20 protein-coding genes are annotated in these 25,647 nt (G+C 62.6%); 14 read left to right on the top strand and 6 right to left on the bottom strand.

Going from position 1 to position 25,647, the window contains the following annotated elements; genetic code table 11:
* Nucleotides 1–280: 280 nt before the first annotated feature.
* The 4 genes from malG to G489_RS19040 all read right to left on the bottom strand — a co-directional run bounded on the left by malG (nucleotide 281) and on the right by G489_RS19040 (nucleotide 5,639).
* On the bottom strand, nucleotides 281–1,171 hold the full coding sequence (gene malG, locus G489_RS0104180; protein ID WP_029040465.1) for a maltose ABC transporter permease MalG: 891 nt from the start codon (nucleotides 1,169–1,171) through the stop codon (nucleotides 281–283).
* Nucleotides 1,168–2,706, bottom strand: a complete 1,539-nt coding sequence (gene malF / locus G489_RS0104185) for a maltose ABC transporter permease MalF (protein ID WP_029040466.1) — start codon at nucleotides 2,704–2,706, stop codon at nucleotides 1,168–1,170. The genes malG and malF overlap by 4 nt, the downstream gene beginning before the upstream one ends.
* Nucleotides 2,707–2,771: 65 nt before the next feature.
* The gene (malE, locus tag G489_RS0104190) at nucleotides 2,772–3,950 is read right to left on the bottom strand and encodes a maltose/maltodextrin ABC transporter substrate-binding protein MalE (protein WP_035871460.1); all 1,179 of its coding nucleotides are present in this window, start codon (nucleotides 3,948–3,950) and stop codon (nucleotides 2,772–2,774) included.
* Nucleotides 3,951–3,980: 30 nt separating this feature from the next.
* Nucleotides 3,981–5,639: an alpha-glucosidase family protein gene (locus tag G489_RS19040; RefSeq protein WP_051332298.1), complete on the bottom strand. Its 1,659-nt coding sequence runs from the start codon at nucleotides 5,637–5,639 to the stop codon at nucleotides 3,981–3,983.
* Nucleotides 5,640–5,830: 191 nt separating this feature from the next.
* Here G489_RS19040 and G489_RS0104200 point away from each other — a divergent pair, with 191 nt between their 5' ends.
* From G489_RS0104200 to G489_RS0104230, 7 genes are all read left to right on the top strand, one after another.
* Nucleotides 5,831–6,880 (top strand): LacI family DNA-binding transcriptional regulator, encoded by a 1,050-nt coding sequence (locus G489_RS0104200; protein ID WP_029040468.1) that lies wholly within the window; start codon nucleotides 5,831–5,833, stop codon nucleotides 6,878–6,880.
* A complete protein-coding gene (locus G489_RS0104205; protein ID WP_081691395.1) occupies nucleotides 6,874–7,977 on the top strand; it encodes an ABC transporter ATP-binding protein in 1,104 nt (367 codons plus the stop codon). Before G489_RS0104200 ends, G489_RS0104205 begins: the two co-directional genes overlap by 7 nt.
* Nucleotides 7,978–8,139: 162 nt before the next feature.
* Complete coding sequence (locus G489_RS0104210) at nucleotides 8,140–9,243, top strand: microcin C ABC transporter permease YejB (RefSeq protein ID WP_029040470.1); 1,104 nt, start codon at nucleotides 8,140–8,142, stop codon at nucleotides 9,241–9,243.
* 3 nt (nucleotides 9,244–9,246) lie between these two features.
* Nucleotides 9,247–10,386 carry an ABC transporter permease gene (locus tag G489_RS0104215; RefSeq protein ID WP_029040471.1) on the top strand — a complete coding sequence of 380 codons (1,140 nt, stop codon included), beginning with the start codon at nucleotides 9,247–9,249 and terminating at the stop codon, nucleotides 10,384–10,386.
* On the top strand, nucleotides 10,383–12,011 hold the full coding sequence (locus tag G489_RS0104220) for an ABC transporter ATP-binding protein (RefSeq protein WP_029040472.1): 1,629 nt from the start codon (nucleotides 10,383–10,385) through the stop codon (nucleotides 12,009–12,011). Before G489_RS0104215 ends, G489_RS0104220 begins: the two co-directional genes overlap by 4 nt.
* A gap of 64 nt (nucleotides 12,012–12,075) precedes the next feature.
* Nucleotides 12,076–13,935 carry an extracellular solute-binding protein gene (locus G489_RS0104225; protein ID WP_029040473.1) on the top strand — a complete coding sequence of 620 codons (1,860 nt, stop codon included), beginning with the start codon at nucleotides 12,076–12,078 and terminating at the stop codon, nucleotides 13,933–13,935.
* An 87-nt stretch (nucleotides 13,936–14,022) separates the two neighbouring features.
* Nucleotides 14,023–15,387, top strand: coding sequence for a phosphohexomutase domain-containing protein (locus G489_RS0104230; RefSeq protein WP_029040474.1), 1,365 nt, complete (start codon nucleotides 14,023–14,025; stop codon nucleotides 15,385–15,387).
* Here G489_RS0104230 and G489_RS22710 read toward each other — a convergent pair.
* The gene (locus tag G489_RS22710) at nucleotides 15,384–15,962 is read right to left on the bottom strand and encodes a PAS and helix-turn-helix domain-containing protein (RefSeq protein ID WP_051332299.1); all 579 of its coding nucleotides are present in this window, start codon (nucleotides 15,960–15,962) and stop codon (nucleotides 15,384–15,386) included. The two genes, G489_RS0104230 and G489_RS22710, sit on opposite strands and share 4 nt — an antisense overlap.
* A 107-nt stretch (nucleotides 15,963–16,069) precedes the next feature.
* Between G489_RS22710 and G489_RS0104240 the strand changes: the two genes are divergently transcribed.
* The 7 genes from G489_RS0104240 to G489_RS0104270 all read left to right on the top strand — a co-directional run bounded on the left by G489_RS0104240 (nucleotide 16,070) and on the right by G489_RS0104270 (nucleotide 24,844).
* Nucleotides 16,070–17,359, top strand: a complete 1,290-nt coding sequence (locus G489_RS0104240; RefSeq protein WP_035871461.1) for an acetylornithine deacetylase/succinyl-diaminopimelate desuccinylase family protein — start codon at nucleotides 16,070–16,072, stop codon at nucleotides 17,357–17,359.
* Nucleotides 17,360–17,440: 81 nt separating this feature from the next.
* On the top strand, nucleotides 17,441–18,997 hold the full coding sequence (locus tag G489_RS0104245) for an ABC transporter substrate-binding protein (RefSeq protein WP_029040477.1): 1,557 nt from the start codon (nucleotides 17,441–17,443) through the stop codon (nucleotides 18,995–18,997).
* 55 nt (nucleotides 18,998–19,052) lie between these two features.
* Nucleotides 19,053–20,000 carry an ABC transporter permease gene (locus G489_RS0104250; protein WP_029040478.1) on the top strand — a complete coding sequence of 316 codons (948 nt, stop codon included), beginning with the start codon at nucleotides 19,053–19,055 and terminating at the stop codon, nucleotides 19,998–20,000.
* On the top strand, nucleotides 19,997–20,872 hold the full coding sequence (locus tag G489_RS0104255) for an ABC transporter permease (protein WP_051332300.1): 876 nt from the start codon (nucleotides 19,997–19,999) through the stop codon (nucleotides 20,870–20,872). Before G489_RS0104250 ends, G489_RS0104255 begins: the two co-directional genes overlap by 4 nt.
* Nucleotides 20,869–22,503, top strand: a complete 1,635-nt coding sequence (locus tag G489_RS0104260) for an ABC transporter ATP-binding protein (RefSeq protein ID WP_029040480.1) — start codon at nucleotides 20,869–20,871, stop codon at nucleotides 22,501–22,503. Before G489_RS0104255 ends, G489_RS0104260 begins: the two co-directional genes overlap by 4 nt.
* A gap of 10 nt (nucleotides 22,504–22,513) precedes the next feature.
* Nucleotides 22,514–23,974: an aldehyde dehydrogenase family protein gene (locus G489_RS0104265; protein WP_029040481.1), complete on the top strand. Its 1,461-nt coding sequence runs from the start codon at nucleotides 22,514–22,516 to the stop codon at nucleotides 23,972–23,974.
* A gap of 123 nt (nucleotides 23,975–24,097) precedes the next feature.
* Complete coding sequence (locus G489_RS0104270) at nucleotides 24,098–24,844, top strand: SDR family oxidoreductase (RefSeq protein ID WP_029040482.1); 747 nt, start codon at nucleotides 24,098–24,100, stop codon at nucleotides 24,842–24,844.
* Here G489_RS0104270 and G489_RS0104275 read toward each other — a convergent pair.
* Complete coding sequence (locus G489_RS0104275) at nucleotides 24,841–25,632, bottom strand: alpha/beta fold hydrolase (RefSeq protein ID WP_029040483.1); 792 nt, start codon at nucleotides 25,630–25,632, stop codon at nucleotides 24,841–24,843. The two genes, G489_RS0104270 and G489_RS0104275, sit on opposite strands and share 4 nt — an antisense overlap.
* Nucleotides 25,633–25,647: the final 15 nt, after the last annotated feature.

The following is a 25,647-nucleotide window of genomic DNA, read 5'->3' on the forward strand; positions in this document are numbered from 1 at the left end:
GGCAAAGGGCGTCCGGGGCGGCCCGGGAGGATGCAACCCAAAGCCCTCACCCTGAGCCCTCATGGTGAGCTTGTCGAACCACGAAGGGCGAGAACGGAGAGCATGGCAGGCTCACCCGGCCCTGAGAGCATGGCTCCTCGGGCGTTCGGCGGACCATCGCTCCACATGCCCAACCCACCTTGCCTCTGCTGGAGGCCCGATGCCTTTGGCGTCTCCCCGGCGTTCAAACCTGCCGATGATCCACTGGATCATCGGCTTGTCGCGAGGCGACAAACGGTTTTCACCCCTTCACGGCCCCTTCGCTGAGGCCGGAGACGAGGTAGCGCTGGGCGATGAGGAACACCACCGTGATCGGCAGGCCCGAGAGGATGGCGGCGGCAGCGAAATCGCCCCAGAGATATTTGAACTCGTTGAGGTAGAGCCGCGACCCGACCGCGAGGGTCATGTTTTCCTCTGCGCGGATCAGGACCGAGGCGACAGGGTAGTCGTTGATGGTGGCGATGAACACCAGCACGAAAACCACCGCGACGATGGGCACGGCAAGCGGCAGGAAGATATAGCGGAAGGTCTGCCAGGGCGTGGCGCCATCGATCTGGGCTGCCTTGTCGAGAGCGGGATCGACGCTGTCGAAATAGCCCTTGATGGTCCAGATATGCATGGTGATGCCCGAGAGATAAACCAGGATCAGCGAGACGTGGCTGTCGATGCCGATTACCGGCGAGATCTCCCCCAGCGCGTCGAAGATGGCGAACAGGGCAACCAGCGTCAGGGTTGTGGGGAACATCTGAATGAGGAACAGGCCATCAAGAAGGGCCGCGCGGCCGGGGAACCTGATGCGGGCGAAGGCATAGGCCGAAATCGTCGACAACGCCACCACGCCAGCGGCGGCGATGAGGCCGATCTTTACCGAGTTCCACATCCACAGCATGACAGGGTAGGGCGGACTGATCACGGTGCCGTCGGCGCGGGTATAGTCGAAGCCGAAGGCCAGCACCCAATGTTCGAGAGTGGGATTGTCCGGCCATAGCGAGCCGATGGTGAAATTGCCCTCGCGCAAGGAGATCGAGACCACCATCAGGAATGGAAACATGATCAGCGCGATGAAGACGATCAGAAAGCCGTGGGCGAAGATCTTCTTGACCAGCAATTCGCGCGGGTTCTCGACAATCATAGCTGTTTCCCCCGATTGGCGACCCGGCGCATGGCAACGAAATTGGCATAGGCGATGGCGCCCACGACCAGGAAGATGAGGAATGTGATGGCACCAGCCAGCCCGAATTGCTGGCCGGAATCCATGAAGCTGATGCGGTAGGTGAAGGACCCCAGAATGTCGGTTTCCCCGGCCGGGATCACCGTGCCAGGGATATCGGGCCCGCCGCGGGTCAGGAGCAGGATAAGGACGAGATTGTTGAAGTTGAACGCGAAGGCGGCGATCAGCAGCGGCAGGAAGGGCGGAATGATCTGCGGCAGGGTGATGGTGAAGAACACCCTCAGGGCCGAGGCACCTTCCAGCGCTGCGGCCTTCTTGTGGTCCTCGGGCACCGCCTGCAAAAAGCCCATGGAAAGCAGCATCATGTAGGGATAGCCGAGCCACACATTGACAATGACGATCATGGTGCGGGCGAGAAAGCCGTTGGTGAACCATTCGGGCCTTATGCCGAACAGAGCCTCGAGGATCAGGTTGATCTCACCGAAGTTCTGGTTGAACAGCCCCTTGAAGACGAGGATCGAGATGAAGGACGGCACCGCATAGGGCAGGATCAACAGGATCCGGTAGACCGGTTTCCCCTTGAGATGCGGCCATTGCAGGATTGTGGCGAGCGCCAGCCCCACCGCGAAGGTGAGCGAAACCGAAAGCAGCGCGAAGATCACCGTCCAGATGAAGATCGCGACCATGGGCGCGCGAACGCCTTCGGAGGCGAAAATGCGCTGGTAGTTTTTCCAGCCGACATTGACGCGCCAGCCCGGCGGCACCTGTTCACCGTCTTCGGTGACGAAAAAGCCGGTCTCATGGTTGGCGGTGAGGATCATGCCGTCGGCGGTGCGCTCGAGATGGTCTTCGTCGATGCGGATATATTCGGGGGTCACGGCCGCGAAGGTGCGCAGGCCCGAATTCTTGAGGATGCCGCCATCGGGCAGAACGAGGTCGAGGCTCTGCAGCCCTGAACGAAGGCGCACCGCATCGCGGGCGGCAAGCAGGTTGTCTGGCTCGCCGCTGATCGGTTCGAGCGCGGCGCTTTCGGGGCTTTCGAGCGAGACCGGTCCCGAGATCAGGCCGGCGTCGGGCAGGTAGATGCGATAGGCATCCCCTTCGGCAGCCACAAGGAAAGGCTGTTCGGTCGATTTGTCGATGGTCTTGTTGGACTGGAGGACTTCGATCGCCCGCTCATAGGTGAGCAGATTGAACGAAGAGTAATTGGTGAAGCCCAGATAGACGGTATAGACGACCGGGAAGGCGATGAAGATCAGGATGGCGGCAAGGCCCGGAAAGATGAAGCGGGTGGCGTAGAAGCGCCGGGTGCCGAAGATGATGGCGAAGCCGACCGCCAGGGCGATCAGCAGAACCCCGAACAGGGGCTGATCGACGGTGTAAAGCACAAAGGCAGAATAGAAGCCGGCGAGACAAAGCCCGCCGACGATCAGGTATCTCAGCCATTGCTGCTGCGGCTGCGCGGGCACGGAGCCCGCCATGTCGAGCGTTGCCATTCCGGGCCCTCCCTCCCGAAAGTCAGTGCCGGGGCGACCCAGGGGGCGCCGCCCCGGCTAAGCCATTACTCGGCCAATATCCGGGTTTCAGCGTCGTTCAAGGCGTCCTCAACGGTCGCAGCACCCGTGGTGATATTGGTGAGTGCCGGCTGCATGGCGGCCCAGAATTTACCCATTTCAGGGTTGGAGGGCATGGGCACGCCGTACGCTGCATTGGCCAGGGTGGCCGCGATCTTGGGATCGTCGAGCTCGGCACCGGCGGTGATGTCGGTCAGCGCACCCAGCGCGCCATTGGCGTTCCAGGTGGAAAGGCCTTCATCGGTGGTGATGTAGTTCTCGATCAGTTCGACGGCGAGATCCTTGTTTGGCGAGGCGGCGTTGATCGCCATCGCCATCACGCCGAGGAAGGGCGGGGTCTGCTTGCCGTCGACCATGGGCAACGGCGCTACCGCGATGTCGATGCCGGCCGCCTCATAGCCGGCCCAGGACCAGGGGCCGTTGATGATCATGGCGACTTCGCCCTTGGCCATGGCGCCGTCCATCACGCCGTAATCCACGCCCGTCGGCATTGTGCCATCATCAATCAGGCCTTTGAGCACCTTGGCGCCCATCATCGCGCCTTCATTGGCCACGCCGGTCGTGGTGCCGTCATAGGCGCCATCGACCTTTTTGAAGGCGTAGCCGCCATTGGCCATCAAAAGGGGCATGGTGAAATAGGTGTTGTTGTAGTCCCAAAGGATCGGTGCCACGCCTTCGGGCAGGTCGAGCGAAGCGATTTCCTCGAAGCTTGCCGGCGGTGTGTCGATCAGGGCGGTATTGTAAACAAGGCCGATGGCTTCGACCGCGATCGGGTAGCCCCAGACCTTGTTGGCGAAGCTCACCGCATCCCAGGCGGTATCGATCTGCTCGCCCATCTTGTCGGCCGAAGGATCGACAGGGGCGATCAGGCCGCCCGCGGCCCATTCGCCGAAGCGGTCATGGGCGTACATGACGATATCCGGCCCATCGCCGACAGCGGCGGCCTGCTGGAACTTGTCGGGCAGGGGTTCGTGTTCCTCGATCACGACCTTGATGCCGAGATCGGCTTCGAACTGGTCGGCAATCGCCTGAAAAGCTTCGTGATCGCGGTGTTCGCCGGTCCAGATGACCAGCGTGTTTTCGTCAAAGGCAAGGCTTTGCGCGGTCGAGGCCAACAGGGCCGCGGTCGCCAGCGCCAGGATTGGCGCGGTTGTTCTGGACGTCATGATACTCCTCCCAGTGTATCAGCCGCAGCATCACGCCACGGCGAGCTTGTTGTCCTTTCCGCCCGGCTCGAGAACAGGGGCCGAGGCAGCTTCGGATTCGAGAAAGGCAAAACCGTTGGGGCCGAGAGAGAGCTGGCCGGCGCCAAGCGCCAGGCGGGCCTCAGGGCCGGTGGTTGCGGTCTCTCCGGTGATCGACAGGCTCACCGGGTTGGGCGACAGATTGTAGACGCAGGTGATCGTCCGGCCCTCGAGCGTGCGGCGGAAAGCCAGCACCGGTTCGGGCAGGTCGATGAATTCGGTGTTGCCATGCACGAGCTCGGGGCGCGACTTCCTGAAAGCGATGGTCTCGCGATAGGCGTTGAGAACCGAGTCCTTGCGGCTTTCCTGGGTGTCGACGGCGCGCGCGGCCTGGGGGGCCTTGACCGGCAGCCAGGGCGTGCCGGCCGAGAAACCGGCGTGCGGCGCGTCCTTTTCCCAAACCATCGGCGTGCGGCAGCCGTCACGGCCCTTCACCTCGGGCCAGAAACGCAGTCCCGCGGGGTCGGTCAGTTCGTGATATTCGAGATCGGTTTCGGTCTGGCCGAGCTCCTCGCCCTGATAGATGCCGATCGTGCCTTCGAATCCTGCCAGCAGGGCGATGGCCTGCTTGGCGAGTTCATCGCTCGAATGGGCGTGCCCCGCCCAGCGGCTCAGATGGCGGTGCACATCGTGGTTGGAAAACGACCAGCTGGGCCAACCATCGGCGGCGGAAGCGAAGAAGTTCTCGATGCGGGAACGGAAGTGCTTCGCGGAGAAGTTCGGCCCCAGCATGTCGAAGGAATAGGCCATGTGCAGCCGGTCGTTGCCGGAGGTGTATTCAGCCATGATCTCGATGGCACGGTCGGCATGGTCGCCGACTTCACCGACGACGGTGCGATCGGAGTAGCGGTCTGTCAGGGCCCGTATCCGCTTCAGGAAGGCAATGTTCTCTGGCTGGGTCTTCGAGAAAATGTGGTTCTGCATGTCATAGGGGTTGGCCTCGGGGCGCATTTCCGCCCGCTCGCGGACCGGATTGTCCCGCAAGGACTGGTCGTGCATGTAGAAATTGACCGTGTCGAGCCGGAAGCCGTCGACACCGCGGTCAAGCCAGAACTGCATCGTGCCCAGCAACCAGTCCTGCACTTCGGGGTGGTGCAGATTGAAATCGGGCTGCTCGATCAGGAAGTTGTGCAGGTAGTACTGTCGCCGGCGCGGTTCCCATTCCCAGGCGGACCCGCCGAAAATCGAGAGCCAATTGTTGGGCGGTGTGCCGTCGGCGCAGGGATCGGCCCACACATACCAGTCCGCCTTGTCGTTGGTCTTGTCCTGGCGGCTTTGCTCAAAGAAAGGGTGTTCGTCCGAGGAGTGCGAAAGCACCTGGTCGATAATCACCTTGAGACCCAGCTCGTGGGCGCGGGCGACCAGCGCGTCGAAATCCTCAAGCGTGCCGAAGATCGGGTCGATATCGGTGTAATCCGATACGTCGTAGCCCATGTCCGCCATGGGCGAGGTGAAGACCGGCGACAGCCAGATTGCGTCGACACCCAGCGAGGCGACATGGTCGAGCCGGCTGGTGATCCCGGCAAGGTCACCCGTGCCGTCTCCATTCGAGTCCTGAAAGGACCGCGGATAGATCTGATAAATCGCCGCGCCACGCCACCAATCACTCACTGGCAAGTCTCCCTGAATGCTCAACGCAAGCCTTATTGCTCACTTGTTGCGCAGAATATCCAAAACGTTTTAAACTGGCAATAGGCTAGGAAATCCGGGGGATTTGTCTAGAATTAATTCCGGATTTCCGATACATTTGAAACGTTTGCAAAATACGAGAATGTGATCGAGCAGGGAGGTCGAGGGATCCGGTGAGAGCGACCCTCAAGGATATCGGTGCGGAGCTGGGGTTGTCTGTGGCAACCGTCAGCCGGGCGTTGAACGGGTTCCCCGAGGTCAATGCCAAGACACGTGCTGCCGTCGAGGAAGCCGCCGAACGGCTCAATTACCGGCCCAACCGGCTGGCGCAGAAGCTCGTGTCCGGGCGCTCCAACATGGTCGGCATGGTGGCGCGCATGACCAAGGATGCGGCGGCAGACCGTGGCTTCGTCGAGATCATGCTGGGCCTCTCGGCCCGACTGGCTGAAAAGGATATCGACCTTGTCTTTCAAGTCGATGTTGATGCGGATCCGGTTGCGCCCTACAGGCGGCTGATCGCCAAGAACACGCTCGACGGCTTTATTCTCAATGCGCCCCTGATCGATGATCCGCGCATTGCTTACCTCAACGAGATGGGTGTGCCATTCGTGGTTCATGGCCGCGCCGGCGAGACCGCGGACTATCCCTATTACGACATCGACAACCACGCCGTTTCGGCCCGCGCGGTGACGCTGCTTGCCGATCTCGGCCATCGCCGCATTGCGCTCGCGAACGGGGTGGCGGGCGATGCCTATTCCCGGCGGCGGCTGATCGGGTTCAACCAGACCCTCGAGCGCTTCGGCATGGCAACGCCGGAGGTGTTCGTTGCCCACGGCACACCCAATGAGGATCATGGCTACACCTTCGGTCTCGCGGCGCTTTCGGGACGCTTCGGTGCGCCGCCCACGGCGTTTCTGTGTTCCTCGACACTGGTCGCCGCGGGCCTTTACCGCGCAGCGGCCGATCGGGGGCTGACCGTGCCGGACGATGTCTCGATCATCGCCCATGACGATGCGATGCCGGCCTTGCGGGCAATCAATTTCGATCCGGCGCTGACGGTGACGCGCGCGCCCTTGCGCGACGCCTGCGTGCCGCTGGCGGACAAGCTCATCCGGCGCCTTGCGGGTGCCGAGCCCAAAAGGCTGCAAACTACTTTCGAGCCGGAACTGATCATCCGGCGCTCGACCGGTCCGGTCAAACAAGGGGAGGAAGACCCATGGTAGTGCAGATGCCGGCGGAAGCCGCAACCGCGCTCCGCATCGATCATCTCGTCAAGAGCTACGGGGCGGTCGACGTCTTGCGCGATATCACCCTCGACATGAAACCCGGCGAGTTCCTGGTGCTGGTTGGCCCGTCTGGCTGCGGCAAGTCCACGCTGCTGAACTGCATCGCCGGGCTTGAGGAAGTCACCTCCGGCAGCATCGAGATTGCCGGGCGCGACGTGACATGGACCCCGCCCCGGGACCGGGATATTGCCATGGTGTTCCAGTCCTATGCGCTCTATCCGACGATGAGCGTGATGGACAATATCGGCTTCGGCATGAAGGTGCGGCGCCAGCCCAAGGAAGCGATCCGCAAGAAGGTCGGCGAGGTGGCCGAGCTCCTGCAGATCGACCATCTGCTCGACCGGCGGCCAAGCCAGCTCTCCGGCGGGCAACGCCAGCGCGTTGCGATGGGCCGCGCCCTGGTGCGCGAGCCGGAACTGTTTCTGTTCGATGAGCCGCTGTCCAATCTCGATGCCAAGCTTCGCGTCGAGATGCGCGCCGAGATCAAGCGGCTTCACAAGACCACCGGCGCGTCGATCGTCTATGTTACCCACGATCAGATCGAGGCCATGACGCTGGCGAGCCGTATCGCGGTCCTCAAGGACGGGATCCTGCAGCAATTCGGAACGCCTGACGAAATCTACGAGCGGCCCGCCAACACCTTCGTTGCCGATTTCATGGGCTCGCCGCCGATGAACCTCGTTCCGGCCAAGGTGATTGGTTCGGACGAACTGCAGCTCGGCCCCGAAGCGATCCTGCATGTTCCGGGACTGGCTGCGCGGACCAATGGCATCGACATGGTGATTGCGGGCATCCGGCCCGAGCATATGGGCTTTGTCGGCGACAGCCGTTCCGGCGTCGAGATCCGCCCCGAGATGATCGAACACACCGGCTCGGACAGCTATGTCAGCTTCCGGCTGGGCGAGAAAATGGTCATCGCGCGCACGCCCGGCAAATTCGCCGGCGAGCCGGGCCTGCCGGTCAGGCTCTTCATCGAGGCCGATACACTGTCATTTTTCGATCCGGCAGGTGGCCATCGTATCGAGGCCAGATGAGATGAACGGGACGCCTCGCGAAAGTGAGACAGCGTAACTCATTTGGCTGTAAGGCGTTATGCTCTAGACTCTGACCCGAATTGGCCTTTCGCGCGTAGAAGGAAAAGGCAGTTCGATTGGGGCCGTTGCCGGGCGAAACCGGCGGGAGGAGCGTGACGCCTGATGGGCGCCTATATCGTCAGACGCCTGCTTTTGATGATCCCGACGATCTTCGGGATCATGGCGATCTCATTTCTGGTCATCCAGTTTGCACCCGGCGGCCCGGTCGAGCAGTTCATCAGCGGCCTGACCGGGGTTGGCGATGCGTCGGCGCGGTTCGACGGCAGCAGCGGTGATGTTCAAGGCCAGTCCGGGGGCGGCGGCGACAGAGGCGGTGGCGGATCGGGCTATCGCGGCGCCCAGGGGCTCGATCCGGAGTTCATTGCCCAAATCGAAAAGCAGTTCGGCTTCGACAAACCGCCGCTCGAGCGGTTCGGGATGATGCTTTGGAACTATCTGCGCTTCGATTTCGGCGAAAGCTATTACCGCGACATTTCTGTCATCGACCTGATCATAGAGAAGATGCCGGTCTCGATCTCGCTCGGGCTCTGGATGACGCTGATCTCCTATGGCATCTCCATTCCGCTCGGAATTGCCAAAGCGGTGCGGGACGGGTCGCGTTTCGATGTGTGGACATCGGGGATCGTGATCGTTGGCTATGCGGTGCCCGGCTTCCTGTTCGCGATCCTGTTGATCATCCTGTTTGCCGGCGGCAGTTTCTGGGACCTGTTCCCGCTGCGCGGGCTCACATCGGACAATTTCGATAGCCTCAATTGGTGGCAGAAGATCCTCGATTATTTCTGGCACCTGGCCTTGCCCATCGTGTCGATGGCGCTCGGCGCCTTCGCCACCACGACGCTTCTGACCAAGAACTCGTTTCTCGATGAGATCCGCAAGCAATATGTGGTGACGGCCCGCGCCAAGGGCCTCAACAATCGGCAGGTTCTCTATCGCCACGTCTTTCGCAACGCGATGCTGTTGATCATTGCCAGCTTTCCGGCGGCCTTCATCGGCGCATTCTTCGGCGGGTCGCTGCTGATCGAAACGATTTTTTCGTTGGACGGGCTCGGACTGCTTGGCTTCGAATCCGTGATCAGCCGCGATTATCCGGTCGTGTTCGCCACGCTCTACATCTTTTCGCTGCTGGGGCTGGTGATCGGCCTCATCTCCGATCTCACCTATATGTGGATCGATCCGCGCATCGATTTTGAAGGGCGCGAGGTCTGAGCCATGACGGATCAAGCGCAAGCCGGCAAGCAGCACCCATCAACACCGTTCGGCCTGTCGCCCATCGCGATGCGGCGTCTGCACCGGTTTCGCGCCAACCGGCGGGGATTTTTCTGTTTCGTCCTGCTGATGGTCGTTTTCGTGCTGTCGCTGTTCGCCGAGATCATTGCCAATGACCGCCCGATCTTGGCGTCCTACAAGGGCGAATTGCTGTTCCCGGCCTTTGTCGATTATCCCGAATCCAAGTTCGGCGGTTTCCTCGCGACACCCGACTATCGCGAGGATTTCATCAAGGATGAGATCGAGGCGAATGGCTGGGCCATCTGGCCGCCGATCCGCTATTCCTATCGTACGCCCGACAATGCCTTGCCCGGTCCCGCACCTAACCCGCCGTTCTGGCTGCAGAGCCGTGCCGAGAGCTGTCAGCGTTATGCGCAAGGCGTGGATGACCCGGACTGCCATTGGGGCAATATGCATTGGCTGGGCACCGACATATCGGGTCACGATGTGCTGGCGCGGCTGATCTACGGCTTCCGGCTCTCCATGCTGTTCGGGCTGACGCTGACTGTCTTTTCCTCGATCATCGGGGTCGCTGCCGGTGCCGTTCAGGGCTATTTCGGCGGCTGGATCGACCTGATCGCGCAAAGGCTGATCGAGATCTGGACGGCGATACCCTCGCTCTATCTGCTGCTGATCATATCGAGCGTGATCGCCCCGAGCTTCTTCGTGCTGTTGGGGATATTGCTCCTGTTCTCCTGGGTGGCACTGGTCGGGGTGGTGCGTGCAGAATTCCTGCGCGGCCGCAATTTCGAGTTCATCAATGCGGCGCGGGCGTTGGGGGTCTCCAATGCGGTGATCATGGTGCGCCACCTGCTGCCCAATGCGATGGTCGCCACGCTGACGTTCATGCCCTTCATTCTGGCCGGGTCCGTCGCCACGCTTGCTTCACTTGATTTCCTCGGTTTCGGCCTGCCGCCGGGATCGCCTTCGCTTGGCGAACTGCTGGCGCAGGGCAAGCAGAATATCCAGGCGCCCTGGCTCGGCGTGACCGGCTTCATGGTGATCGCTGTCATGCTGTCCCTGCTGGTGTTTGTCGGCGAGGCCGTGCGCGACGCCTTCGATCCACGGGCGAGCTTCACATGAGCACCGGCGCCACGCCTTTGCTGGAGGTCCGCGATCTATGCGTCGACTTCGTCGAGGGACCCCGAGTCACCCCGGCAGTGCGGCATGTGGATTTCACCATTGCGCCGGGCGAAACCCTGGCGCTGGTCGGGGAGTCGGGATCCGGCAAATCCGTGACCGCGCTGTCGATCCTGAGATTGCTGCCTTATCCGCAAGCGCGGCATCCATCGGGCTCGATTGTGTTTGAAGGCCAGGACCTGATGACGGCACCCGAGCGCGTGCTGCGCGGATTGCGGGGCAACGGGATCGCCATGATCTTCCAGGAGCCGATGTCCTCGCTCAATCCGCTGCATACGGTCGAGCGGCAGATCGGGGAAGCGCTGTCCCTGCATCGCGGGCTGAGTGGAGCGGCGCGCCGGCGGGAAATCCTCGCCTTGCTCGATGAAGTGGGCATTGCCAATCCCGAGGAGCGGCTCAATTCGTTCCCGCATCAATTGTCGGGCGGACAGCGCCAGCGCGTGATGATCGCGATGGCACTGGCGAACAGGCCGCGCCTTCTGATCGCGGACGAACCAACGACCTCGCTTGATGTGACGGTTCAGGCCCAGATCCTCGCGCTCCTCAAGGATATCCAGGCCCGCCGCGGCATGGCGATCCTGTTCATCACCCATGATCTCGGCATCGTCCGGCACATGGCTGACCGGATCGCGGTGATGAAAGACGGTGAACTGGTGGAGCAGGGCGCCGTCGCCGAGGTCTTGGCGCAGCCACGCGAGGACTACACCAAGCGCCTCCTCGCGGCCCGGCCGATCGCCACAGCGCCACCCGCGGACCGCCGCGCAGAACCCCTGGTCGAGGCGCGTGATCTCAAGGTCTGGTTCCCGGTCAAGCGCGGCGTGTTCCGCCGGGTGGTCGGGCATATCAAAGGGGTGGATGGCGTCGATCTCACCCTGCGCAAGGGGCAGACGCTCGGCGTTGTGGGAGAGTCGGGCTCGGGCAAATCCACCTTGGGACTCGCCTTGTTGCGGCTTGTGTCCTCCAAGGGCGAGATCCTGTTCAGAGACCGCCGGATCGACGGGTTGAGCCGCAAGGCGATGCGGCCTTTGCGGGCAGACATGCAGATCGTGTTCCAGGATCCGTTCGGGTCGTTGAGCCCGCGCATGACCATTGCCGAGATCATTGCCGAAGGGCTTTCTGTGCACCGGCGGGGGCTTGCTCCCGAGACAATCGAGGATCGGGTGGTCAAGTCGTTGAAAGAGGTGGGACTCGATCCGCAAATCCGGTTCCGTTACCCACATGAATTCTCGGGCGGCCAGCGCCAGCGAATCGCCATCGCCCGGGCGCTTGTGCTCGAGCCGGAACTGCTGGTGCTCGACGAGCCGACTTCGGCGCTCGACAAGACCGTGCAGGCGCAGATCGTCACGCTGCTGGAGCGCCTGCAGCGCGAGCACGGGCTGAGCTATTTGTTCATCTCGCATGATCTGGCGGTGGTCAGGGCGCTGGCCAGCGAAATGATCATCATGAAGGATGGCAGGGTCGTCGAAAGCGGTGAGACCGAAGCGATCTTTGCCGACCCTAAACAGGAATACACCCGCACGCTGCTGGCGGCGGCGCTGGAAAGCACGGGCGCCGGGGTGGACACATAACGGTGTTCACAAGTCTGCCGGCTTTGACACTAGAATGACCCCAAACGGAAAACGGGAGGCGACGATGTACCTCAAATGGCTTGGTGGTGGCGCGGTTGCGGCGCTGATGGCGCTGACCCTGGTGCCGGCGGCGCTGGCGCAGGATGCCGGGGACGACAGGGTGTGGCACAAGTCCACCTCGCTTGTTGGCGAGGCCAAATACCCCGAGGGTTTCGCGCATTTCGACTACGTCAATCCCGACGCACCGAAAGGCGGCAACGTTCGGCTGTCTTCGCTCGGCAGCTTCGACAGCTTCAACACGGTGCCGGCCAAGGGAGAGACCGCGCCGGGGCTGGGGCTGATCTACGACACGCTCCTGACGCCTTCGATGGACGAGGTTTCGACCTATTACGTCGCGTTGGCGGAAGCCTTCACCTATCCCGAGGATTTCTCGTCGGTGACCTACCGGCTGCGCCCGGACGCCACCTGGCATGACGGTGTGCCGATCACGGTCGATGACATTGTCTGGTCGTTCAACAAGGCGACCGAGCTCAACCCCAACCTTGCGGCCTATTACGAGAATGTCAGCGCGGTGGAGATCACCGGCGACAGGGACGTGACGTTCAGCTTCGATTCAACGGGCAATCGCGAACTGCCGCAGATCATGGGGCAGATGCCGATCCTTCCGAAACATTGGTGGGAAGCGAATGGACCCGATGGCGAACCGCGCGATCTTGGCGCCTCGACCCTCGAGCCGCCGCTTGGGTCGGGCCCCTACCGGATCAAGGACTTCGTCGCTGGCCGCACGATCACCTATGAGCGGGTCGAGGACTATTGGGGCGAGGATCTGCCGGTCAATATCGGGCACAACAATTTCGACACCATCACCTATGAGGAGTTCCGCGACGGCACAGTGATGTTCGAAGCGTTCAAGGGTGACGAGTTCGACTGGTGGTCGGAGAACCGGGCCCAGCGCTGGGCCCAGGCCTATGACTTTCCGGCCGTGAACCAGGGCAGGATCGTGCGCGAGCGGTTTGAGAATCCGATGCGCGACGAAGGGGTGATGGTGGGGTTCATCCTCAACACCAAGCGCCCGCCCTTCGATGATGTGAAGGTGCGCGAAGCGCTCAACTACGCCTTTGATTTCGAGACGCTGCAGCGTGACCTGTTCTTCGGGGAGTATGAGCGGGTGGATTCGTTCTTCTTTCCCACGGAACTTGCTTCTTCGGGCTTGCCGGAAGGCGAAGAACTGGAGATCCTTGAATCGGTGCGCGACCTGATCCCGGAGAAGGTGTTCACCACGCCATTCGAAAACCCGGTCAATGGCAGCCCGACCAATCTGCGGGCCAATCTGCGGATCGCGCTCGATCTGCTGGCCGAGGCGGGCTACACGCTGGATGGTAACCGGCTGGTCGATGAAAACGGGGAACAGCTCAGCTTCGAAGTGATCCTGAGCGGCCCGACCATCGAGCCGGTGGCGCTGTCCTGGCTCGACAATCTCGAACGGATCGGGATTGCGGGCTCCGTGCGCAGCCTCGACAGTTCGCAATATGTGAACCGGCTGATCTCCAAGGATTACGACGTGGTCTATTACGGCCTGCGGCAGTCACTCTCGCCGGGCAACGAGCAGCGCCGCTTCTGGGGCTCCCAATCTGCGGATGTCGACGGGACCTTCAATCTCGCCAAGCTGACCGATCCGGGGGTCGATGCGCTGATCGACAAGGTGATCTTCGCCGATGACCGCGAGACGCTCGTGGCGGCGACCCGGGCACTCGACCGTGTCCTGCTGGCGCATCACATCGTGGTGCCGAGCTATGCGGCGAGCGACGAGCGCATTGCGCGATGGGACCGCTTCTCCCACCCCGATACGCTGCCCGAATTCTCGATCGGGTTCCCCTCGGTGTGGTGGTATGACGAGGAAAAGGCCGCCAAGGTCGACAAATAAGCCAGCCTGACGGGATGGGCGAGCATTCGGTGGTGCTCTGAGACAAGGCGCCTTGCTCCCGGTCCGGCGGGCAGCTATGGCAGAAGCATGAACCTTTCTGCCTTCAAATCCTACGACGTGCGCGGGCCGGTTCCCGAAGCGCTCGATACCGATCTCGCCCGCGCCATCGGGCTGGCCTATGTCGCCGAATTCAAGGCCCGCCAGGTGGTGATCGGCCGCGACATCCGGCATGAAAGCGAAGAGCTCGCCACCGCCCTTGCAGAGGGGCTGGTGGCGGGTGGCGCCGATGTGCTCGATATCGGGCTGTGCGGCACAGAAGAGGTCTATTTCGCGGCCTTTTCGCGGGAAGCGGCCGGTGTCGATGGCGGCATCATGGTGACCGCCAGCCACAATCCCAAGGGCCACAATGGCATGAAGTTCGTTGGCCGCGGCGCACGGCCCATCGGGCGCGATACCGGGCTCGGCGCGATCCGTGCTCGGATCGAGGCGGTCGACCTGCCGCTGGCGGACACGCCCGGCGTCCTGCGCCATCACGCTGACAAATCGGACTATATCGCTCATCTGCTCGGCTATGTGGATGTCGCGCATCTGCCCTGGCTCAAGCTGGTGGCAGACCCGGGCAATGGTTGTGCGGGTCCGGTCGTCGAGCTTCTCCGACCGCATCTGCCGTTTTCCATCGAGCTCATCAATGGTGAACCGGACGGTGACTTCCCCAATGGTGTGCCCAATCCACTGCTGCCGACGATGCGCGATCTGACGGCCGGAGCGGTGCGCGCCTTTAAAGCTGATCTCGGGATTGCCTGGGACGGCGATTTCGACCGTTGCTTCTTCTTCGATGAGACCGGGCGCTTCATCGAAGGCTATTATCTTGTCGGGCTCCTGGCCGAGAGCCTTTTGACCAAAACCCCCGGCGCACCTGTCGTTCACGACCCCAGGCTGACCTGGAACACGGTCGCCCAGGTCGAAGCGGCGGGCGGAAAGCCGGTTCAGAGCCCGACCGGCCACGCCTTCATGAAACAGGCAATGCGCCAGGCCGACGCCATTTATGGCGGCGAGATGAGCGCGCATCACTATTTCCGCGAATTCGGCTATTGCGACAGCGGCATGATCCCCTGGCTTTTGGTCACCGAATTGATGGGGCGAACCGGTAAAACCCTCGCCGAGCTCGTCGACGCGCGGATGGCGGCGTTCCCCTGCAGCGGGGAGATCAACTTCCGCGTGGTGGATACCGTCGAAGTCCTTGAACGCATCGAGGCACATTACGCCGGCGACCACCCGGCCATCGACCGCATGGACGGATTCAGCGCAGCCTTTCCCGACTGGCGGTTCAACGTTCGGGCCTCCAACACCGAGCCGCTGCTGCGTTTGAATGTGGAAACCCGCGGCGACCCGGATGCTGTTGCCCGGCACGTCGAAACGCTCGAAGCTCTGATCGGCGGTGAGCGCGCCTAACCCTGATAGCCCGTGAGCCGGGCGACAAGACCGGCCACGTTGCGGACCTCGAATTTGGCGAGCAGACGGGCGCGGTGTTCTTCGACCGTGCGCGGGGAGATATCGAGGTCGCGGCCGATTTCCTTGCTGGTCTTGCCCTGTGCAAGCCCGTTGACGATCTGGCGTTCCCTCAGCGTCAGCGCGATATCGGGCCGGGTCTCGGAAATATCGGCAAAGGTCAGAATCACGCGCTTGAGCGGCTCGTCGGGGAAGAAGGTCGTCACCCGCACCCGGCACCAGAACAATGTGCCGTCGCGCCGTGGCATCACCCGCTCATCGGCGTAGCGGCCGGTCTCGCGCAGGGCTTCGAAGCCGACTTCGCGGATTGCCTCGAATTCCTTGTTGGAGGGATAGAGCATGCGGAAGGACTGGTCGATCAACTCGTCTCTCTCAAAGCCGAACATCTCCGCAAAGGCGCGATTGCAGGCCCTGATGATCCGGTCTTCGGTCAGGACGATGCCGATCGGCGCATGCTCGAAAGCGAGCACATCAAGCCCTTGCAGGTTCTGGTTCTGACCGAACCGGTCCGCGTCCATCAGGTATTCCCGTAGTTTCACCGGATTGCGATTTAGCGCCGCCCCGCGCGAGACTTCAAGGCTCGGGCACCGCCTTTTGTGGCGCCCGCGAGCGAGGCAACGCGTATATGGACCATTCCGGTCAATCGGTTCTGTTCGAGGCAATCGAAAAACGCCGCGACGATCTTGTCGCGCTGACCCAGGACCTTATCCGTATTCCGACCCTCAATCCGCCGGGTGAGGCCTATCTGGAAGCTTGCGAATATCTCGACCGGCGGCTGAAGCCGCTCGGGTTCGAAACCCAGCTGATCCGGGGGTTTGGCACGCCCGGGGACAGCGAGAAATATCCACGCTGGAACATCATTGCCCGGCGCGACGGCGCGCATCCGGGCCAGTGTGTCCACTTCAATTCCCATATCGACGTGGTCGAAGTCGGCCACGGCTGGACCACCGACCCGTTTGGCGGGGAAGTGAAGGACGGCAAGATCTACGGGCGTGGTTCATGCGACATGAAAGGGGGCCTCGCCGCCTCGATCATCGCTGCCGAAGCTTTTATCGAGGTCCATCCGGATTATGCCGGGGCCATCGAGATTTCAGGCACCGCGGACGAGGAGACGGGAGGCTATGGCGGGGTGGCCTATCTCGCCGAACAGGGCTATTTCACCCCCGAACGCGTGCAGCACGTCATTATTCCCGAACCGCTTAACAAGGATCGGGTGTGTCTTGGTCATCGCGGGGTGTGGTGGGCCGAGATCGAAACCCGCGGCCATATCGCCCATGGCTCGATGCCTTTCCTGGGCGATTGCGCCGTCCGGCATATGGGAGCAGTCCTGAGCGAGATGGAACAGAGCCTGTTCCCGGCGCTGGCGCAAAAGCATACCGCCATGCCGGTGGTGCCCGAAGGGGCGCGGCAATCGACGATGAACATCAATTCCTTCCATGGCGGGATGGCCGAGCCCGAGGAAGGGTTCACAGGTTTTCCGGCAGCCGTTGTGCCGGACAGCGCGCGCATGGTCATCGACCGGCGCTACCTCATCGAAGAATCGGCCGATGAGGTGAAAGGCGAGATCGTCGAGCTGCTGGAGCGGGTGAAATCGCAACGCGAGAATTTCAGCTACGAACTCAAGGAGTTGTGGCAAGTCAGCCCGACCATGACCGATCATGACGCACCTGTCGTGACCTCGGTCGCCAGGGCTGTGCAAACCGTGTTCGGGCGGGCGCCGGATTATGTCGTTTCGCCCGGCACATATGACCAGAAGCACATCGACCGGATAGGGCGGATGCACAATTGCATTGCTTACGGACCAGGTATTCTCGATCTGGCCCACCAGCCTGATGAATATGTCGGAATCGATGATATGGTGGACAGCGCCAAGGTGATGGCCCTGGCGCTTACGGAGCTTTTGACGGCGTCATAGACACTATCGTCTGGACACTGTCGCTCGGGCGGTGCCGCTCAGATGTGGCGGGATGCTGCCGGCAATATGGGGAGGTCTTAAATGACTGGAAGAACAATAAGAATTGCAGCGATGAGCGGGCTTGCGCTGGCTCTCGCGCTCGGTCCTGCCATGGCGCAGCGCACCGACGTCAATATCGGGCTGGTGCTTGAGCCGCCCAGCCTCGATCCAACGGCCGAGGCCGCGGCAGCGGTGGATGAAGTGGTCTATGCCAATATCTTCGAGGGGCTGACCCAGATCGCCTCCGACGGGTCGGTGGTGCCGGCCCTGGCCGAGAGCTGGGACATTTCCGAGGACGGGCTGACCTACACCTTCCATCTGCATGATGGCGTCACCTTCCATGATGGCAGCACCATGGATGCGGAAGACGTCAAGTTCTCGCTCGATCGGATCAATGCCGAAGGATCGCTGAATGCCCAGAAGGGGCTTTATGCGGATATCGCCAGCGTCGAGGTTGTCGACCCGCTGACCGTTGAGGTCACGCTGTCGAAGCCGAACGGCAACATGATCTACAACCTGGGCTGGGGCGATGCGGTGATCGTGGCGCCCGAGACCGCTGACACCAACGCAACCGATCCGGTCGGTACCGGACCGTTCGAATTCGTCGAGCGCCGGCCCGGCGATTCGATCGAAATCGGCCGCTATGACGGTTATTGGGGCGAACCGGCCAAGCTCGAATCGGCTACATTCCGCTATATCAGCGACCCGACCGCCGCCATGGCCGCGCTGCAGGCGGGCGATATCGATGCCTTCCCGAACTTCCCGGCGCCTGAAACCGTCTCGATGCTCGAGAACGATCCGCGCTTCAAGGTGATCGTGGGCGCCACGGAAGGCGAGACCATTCTCACCATGAACAACTCCAAGCCCCCGCTCGACGATGTGCGGGTGCGCGAGGCGATTGCCCATGCCATCAACCGGCAGGATGTGATCGACGGGGCGATGTTCGGCTATGGCGTGCCCATCGGCACCTTCTGGCCGCCGACGCATCCGGACTATGTGGATCTGACCGATTTGTCCGCCTACGATCCAGAGAAGAGCCGTGAGCTTCTGGCCGAGGCCGGGGCCGAGGACATCTCCTTGACCCTGCATCTGCCGCCCGCTCCCTATGCGCGACGCGGTGGCGAAATCATCGCCGAAGAGCTTCGTGCGGTCGGGATCGATGTCGAGGTCATCAATGTGGAATGGGCCCAGTGGCTGAGCCCCGAGGTCTTCTTCCCGGCGCCTTGCCCGGGTGCGGAAGGCGAGGGGGATGCACCGCCGAGCTATGACGGCAGCTGCCCGGCCGAGTTCTCCTACGACCTGACGATCGTCTCGCATACGGAACCGAACGATATCGGCCTGTTCGCGCGCGACGATTACTATCACGCCTATGACAATGACGCCTTCACCGCGATCTATGAGGAGCTCAGCGTGACCTCCGATCCGGAGAAGCGCTCCGAACTGCTCAAGCAGGCCCAGCGCCAGATTGCCGAAGACTATGTCGTCGGTTTTCTGTTCGAACTGGCCAAGGTCGGCGTGATGGATGCCAAGCTCGAAGGCATGTGGGAGAACGCCCCCACCCAGGCGACCGATCTGACCGACGTCTATTGGTCCGAATAAAAGCATCTGACGGGCGGAAAACCTTCCGCCCGTCCACTCTCTCCGGCAGCGGCTGATGTCAGTATATCTTGCAAGACGGTTCGTCTCGCTCACGCTGAGCCTGATCGTCGCCAGCTTCGTTGTGTTCTTTCTGCTTGAAATCGTGCCGGGTGATCCGGCCTCTTTCATGCTGGGGCTGAACGCAACGCCAGAGGCCGCGGCCAATCTCAGGCAGGCGCTCGGTCTCGAAGGACCGCCGATCGAACGCTATTTCGTTTGGGTGCTCGGCCTTTTGCAGGGCGAATTCGGCATCAGCTATGCCTATAAAGTGCCAGTGGCCGATCTCGTTGCCGACCGGCTCTGGGTGTCCCTGCCGCTGGCCATTTATGCGCTCACGCTCTCAACCCTGATTGCCTTTCCCGTCGGCATCATTGCAGCGGCCAAACGAAATTCGCCGGCCGATCTCGGTATTATGGGCGCAACTCAGCTCGGGGTTGCCGTGCCCAATTTCTGGTTCGCCATGCTGCTGGTGCTGTTCTTCGCGGTCACGCTTCGATGGTTCTCGGCGGGCGGTTTTCCGGGATGGGATGAAGGCTTCTGGATATCGATGAAGGCGCTGACGCTGCCCGCGATTGCGCTGGCGCTTCCCCAGGCCTCGATCCTGGCGCGGGTGATGCGCTCTTCCCTGCTCGATACCCTGTCCGAAGACTATGTGCGCTCGGCCCGCGCCAAGGGACTCAGCCGCCGACAGGCGCTTTGGCGGCATGCGCTCAGAAACGCCTTGATCCCGGTGCTGACCATTATCGGACTGCAATTCTCGTTCCTTCTGGCCGGGGCGATCATCATCGAGAATGTGTTCTTCCTCCCCGGGCTTGGACGCCTGGTGTTCCAGGCCATCACTTCGCGCGATCTGATCGTTGTCAAATCCGTTGTCATGATCCTTGTTTTCGCGGTGATCCTTGTCACCTTCATCGTCGATATCACCTATGCGATTGCCGATCCCCGGCTAAGGCGGGCACGATGACCGATACCGCCCTGCATGACGCCCCCGATAGAGGGTTCTGGCGCGCGGCCTTGAGGTCTCCGAGCTTTGTTGCCGGTGAGCTTCTGACCGGGCTGTTCGTGGCGCTGGCGCTGATCTCGTTCGTGTGGACGCCCTATGACCCGGCGGCACAGAGCATCGCGACGCGGTTCCGTCCGCTCTTCGATCCGGCGCATTTCCTCGGCTCGGATCATTTCGGCCGCGACACGCTGTCGATGATCATGGTGGGTGCACGTACCTCGATCGCGGTGGCCTTCGTGGCGGTCGGGATCGGCATCGGGCTCGGTGTGCCTTTGGGGCTGCTGGCCGCGGCGAACCGCGGCTCCCTGCTCGATGAAGTCATCATGCGCGCCAACGATCTTGTTTTTGCGTTCCCAGCGCTGCTGATCGCGATCATGATCACGGCCATTTCCGGCCCGGGGGCGGTCAACGCGATCATTGCCATCGGCATTTTTAACATTCCTGTCTTTGCGCGGCTGGCGCGCGGGGCCGCGCTCACCCTGTGGACCCGCGAGTTCGTGATGGCGGCGCGGGTATCGGGCAAGGGACCGGTACTGATTTCGGTCGAGCATATCCTGCCCAACATTCTCAACCTGTTGATCGTGCAGGGCACCATCCAGTTCTCGCTCGGCATCCTGGCCGAGGCGGCGCTTTCCTATGTCGGTCTCGGCGCGCAGCCACCCATTCCCAGCTGGGGCAAGATGCTGGCCGACGCCCAGACGCTGATCAGCATCGCCCCGCATCTGGCGCTGGTGCCCGGCTTTGCGATCGTGCTCACTGTGCTCGGCCTCAACCTCATGGGCGACGGGTTGCGCGATGTGCTCGATCCCAAATTGCGGCGGAGCCGGACATGAGCCTTCTCGCCGTCAAGGACCTGTGCCTTTCGATATCGGGCACGGAGATCCTCCGCGATATCGATCTGGCGGTCGATGCGGGGGAAATTCTCGGGGTGATCGGGGAAAGCGGCTCCGGCAAATCCATGACAGCCCTGTCGATCATGCAGCTTCTACCCCGCGGGTCGGAGACAGGCGGCGTCATCGCGCTCGATGGCGACAATATCCTCGCTCACAGCGAAGCGGAGATGTGCGCCATTCGTGGCGACGATATCGGCATGATCTTCCAGGAGCCGATGACCGCGCTCAACCCGGTCAAGACCATCGGCGAGCAGGTGGCCGAAACCGTCATGGTGCATGGCAAGGCGTCGAAAGCCGAGGCGATGCGCATTGCCCGGGAAACCCTCGATCGCGTCGAACTGCCCGGTGACCGGTTCCCGCTCAGCCGCTATCCGCACGAGCTGTCGGGCGGACAGCGCCAACGGGTGGTGATCGCCATGGCCATTGCGCTGCGGCCGCGTCTGTTGATCGCCGACGAACCGACGACAGCGCTCGATGTCACCACCCAGGCACAGATCCTGACTCTCCTGAAGCGGCTGGTGGATGAAGACGGCATGGGGCTGATGCTGATCACCCATGACCTCGCGGTGGTGGCCGACATTGCCGACAAGATCGTCATCATGAAAGACGGCGAAGTGGTCGAGGCCGGGGAAACCGTCGCACTGTTCCGGGCGATGAAGCATCCCTATACCCGGGCGCTGTTCGAGGCTTCGAGCCACCAGCCGGCGCGCGTGCCACCCACAGGCGGTGCGGGGGCGGTTCCGGTGCTCGAGGTTAAGGACGTCATCCGCGACTACAAGCTGCCGCGCACGTCCTTCTTTCGTCCGGCCGGGCATTTCCGCGCTGTCAATTCGGTCAGTCTCACCATCCGCAAGGGGGAAAATGTGGGGCTGGTTGGCGAAAGCGGCTGCGGGAAATCGACATTGTCGCGCGCGATCATGGCGCTCGAGGCGACCCAGGGCGGCGTGATCCGCATCGAAGGCGAGCCGGTCACCACCGACAAGGGCGCCAGCCTCGCGGCAAGGCGCAAGATGCAGGTGGTGTTCCAGGACCCCTATGGCTCGTTCAATCCCCGTCACCGGGTCGACCGGCTGGTGGCCGAGCCGTTCCATCTGCTTGGCAGCGAGGCGCCGAAGGGGGCGGCCCGGCGCAAGGCGGTCGAGGAAGCGCTCGTCAATGTCGGGTTGTCGGCGGCTGATGCCGACAAATATGTCCATGAATTTTCCGGCGGGCAGCGCCAGCGTATCGCCATTGCACGGGCGCTGATCATCCATCCCTCGCTGATCGTGCTCGATGAGGCGGTATCCGCGCTCGATGTGTCGGTGCGGGCCCAGATTCTCGATCTGCTGGCCGACCTCTCGGACCGGCTGCAGCTCTCCTATCTGTTCATCTCGCACGATCTCACCGTCGTCCGCGCCATCACCGACAGGGTGCTGGTGATGAAGTCGGGCGAGATCGTAGAAGCGGGGGACACGCTCGAGGTCTTCACCAATCCTCAGCACCCCTATACGCGCACGCTGATCGAGGCGGCGCCCAATCTCGAACAGGCGCTGGCGGCGCGCGAAGCCGCTGCCGCCGCCCCAGCCGAATAGCGATACTGCCATGCCCGATCTCTTGCCCGATCTCTGGTTCGATCCCACCAAATGTTTCATCGCCGGCCAATGGATTTCTCCATCCGGCGGGGGCACGCTGCCGCTTGAGAACCCGTCAGACGGGTCGGTGATCGGCGAGATTGCCCGGGGCACCGCAGCGGATATCGATGCCGCTGTGGGCGCGGCACGCGAAGCACTCTCAGGCGAGTGGGGCAGGATGCCTGCCGCCGAGCGTGGGCGGCTGCTGGCCGCCATCGGACGCAAGGTTGCCGAGCGCGTCGACGATCTTGCCGCTATCGAGGCGCAGGATGTAGGCAAGCCGCTCAAGCAGGCCCGGGCCGACGCGGTGGCGCTCGCGCGCTATCTCGAATTCTATGGCGGGGCCGCGGACAAGATCCATGGGGAGACCATTCCCTATCTCGATGGCTATACCGTCTACACGCTGCGCGAACCGCATGGGGTAACAGCGCATATCATTCCCTGGAACTATCCGATGCAGATCATCGGGCGCTCGGTCGGCGCGGCGCTGACCATGGGCAACGCGGCGGTGCTCAAGCCCGCCGAAGAGGCCTGCCTGACCGCGCTGGCCTTTGCCGCCATCGCCGAGGAGGCAGGGCTGCCCAAGGGGGCTCTGAATGTGGTGCCGGGGCTTGGCGAAGAGGCGGGGGCGGCGCTGTCGGGCCATGCCGGCATCAATCACATCTCCTTCACCGGTTCGGTCGGGGTCGGGTCACTCATCCAGGCCTCGGCGGCAGCGAATGTGGTGCCCGTCACCCTGGAATTGGGCGGAAAGTCACCGCAACTGTTCTTCGAGGACGCCGATCTCGACAAAGCGCTGCCCTTCCTCGTCAACGCGGGCATCCAGAACGCGGGCCAGACCTGTTCTGCCTCTTCGCGCATTCTGGTGCACCGGTCCCGGTTCGACGAGGTCCGCGATGCCATGGCGGCGCGCTATGCCGCGCTTCGGGTCGGACCCGCTGCCGATGATCTCGATGTCGGGCCGCTGATCTCGGCCGGCCAGAAAGAGATCGTCGAGGGCTTTCTCGGCATGGCCAGCGCCGGCGAGATCGCCGCGCGCGGCGAGATCGTCGCCGATGCGCCGGCGGGGGGACATTACGTAGCGCCGACCCTGATCGCCGGGGTCGGTGCCGATCACCGGCTCGCGCAGGACGAGATTTTTGGTCCCGCCCAGGTGATGATCCCGTTTGCCGACGAGGATGAAGCCGTCGCCATCGCCAACGGCACCCAATACGGGCTGGTGGCCGGGGTATGGACCGAGAATGGCGGGCGGCAGATGCGTCTCGCCAAAGCCATCCATTCGGGCCAGGTGTTCATCAACAATTACGGCGCCGGGGGCGGGGTGGAGCTGCCCTTTGGCGGGGTCGGCAAGTCCGGCCATGGACGGGAAAAGGGCTTCGAAGCACTCTACGGCTTTTCGACGCTCAAGACTGTCGCCGCGCATCACGGGTGAAGCGCCAGCATAACAAACCTCATCCTGAGCGTGTTGAAGGATGCGGTTTGAACGCAATCGCCCTCGTGGTTGGACAAGCTCACCATGAGGGCTCTGATTAGTGCCGAGTGAAGAGGCAACGACATGAGACTTGAAGGAAAAAATGCCATCGTGACCGGCGGCGCCTCGGGCTTTGGGGCGGGGATCGCGAAGAAGTTCGCCGCCGAAGGCGCGCGGGTGATGGTCGCCGATATCAATGCCGAAGGCGCCGCGGCGCTCGCCGAGGAACTGGGCAATGGCGCGGTGGGGCAGGCGGTCGATGTCTCCAATGATGGCAGCGTTTCGAGCATGGCCGCGCATGCGATCATGGCATTCGGCCGCGTCGATATCCTCGTCAACAATGCCGGGGTGACGCATCTGCCGGCGCCGCTCGACGAGATCTCTGAAGAGGATTTCGACCGGGTGCTGGCGGTCAATGTGAAGTCGGTCTACCTCACCGCCCGGCATCTCGTCCCGCATATGAAGGCAAACAAGGCTGGCGCGATCCTCAATGTCGCCTCGACCGCCGGGGTCAGCCCGCGCCCGCGCCTCTCTTGGTACAACGCTTCCAAGGGCTGGATGATCACCGCGACCAAATCGATGGCGGTGGAACTGGCGCCGCTGGGCGTGCGCGTCAATGCCATCAACCCGGTGGCGGGCGAAACCCCGCTCCTTAAGAGCTTCATGGGCGAGGACACGCCGGAAGTGCGTGCCAAGTTTCTCTCGACCATACCCATCGGACGGTTTTCGACCCCGGAGGACATGGGCAACGCAGCCTGTTTCCTGTGCTCGGACGAGGCTTCGATGATCACCGGGGTCGCCATGGAAGTCGATGGCGGGCGGTGCATCTAGTCCTTGAAAAACGCCTCGACCGCCCGGGCGACCCGTCTCGGCGCGTCCCAATGCACCGCGTGACCGGCGCCCTCGATGATCTCAAAGGCAAAATCCGGGTGGCGGGAGAAGGCGGTGTGCATTGTGTCCGGCGTAATGAGGATGTCCGCACCGCCAGCCAGGCCGAGCGTAGGCATGCTCATTGCTCCCATGTCGACCGGTGCGGCGGTGGTCAGCGCCGCGACCTGGCGGGCGAAGTCCGCGCGGGACTGCAGGTGCTTGTATTTGAGCGAGGAGGCGGCGGCGGTTTCGACCCGCGCCGGGTCGTCGAAGAAGGGCGGGGCGAAGAGGAATTGATAGAGCAGCTTGAACCAGACCGTCCTGTCGATCCCGGTCTCGTCGAGTTGAACCAGGGTTCGCATCAGGCTCAGCGCCTTGGGCGGTACTTCCGGCGCGCTGGCGATGATGGCGAGGCGACGGACGCGCTCCGGATGTCTCGCGGCGATCTGCACGGCAATGCCGCCGCCCATGGAGTGACCGAGAATGTCGGCGCTTTCAAACCCAAGTTCGTCCATTACGGCCAAGGCGTCGGCGGCGTAATCGGCAAAATCGATGGTGCCACCCGCATCGGTGGTCTGGCCCGAAGCGCGGTTGTCGACGAGGACCATGCGGTGCCGGTTTTCGAGATAGGGCAGAAGCGGGGCCCAACTGGCGCCATCGCTGGCGATGCCGGCCAGCGCGATGATTGGCGGGCCTTCGCCAACCAGATCGTAGTGGACGGAAGCGGAATGCGTTTTAAGATGCGGCATAAGGTGTTTACCGGG

The organism is Cucumibacter marinus DSM 18995 (assembly GCF_000429865.1).
GTDB classification, from domain to species: Bacteria; Pseudomonadota; Alphaproteobacteria; order Rhizobiales; family Devosiaceae; genus Cucumibacter; species Cucumibacter marinus.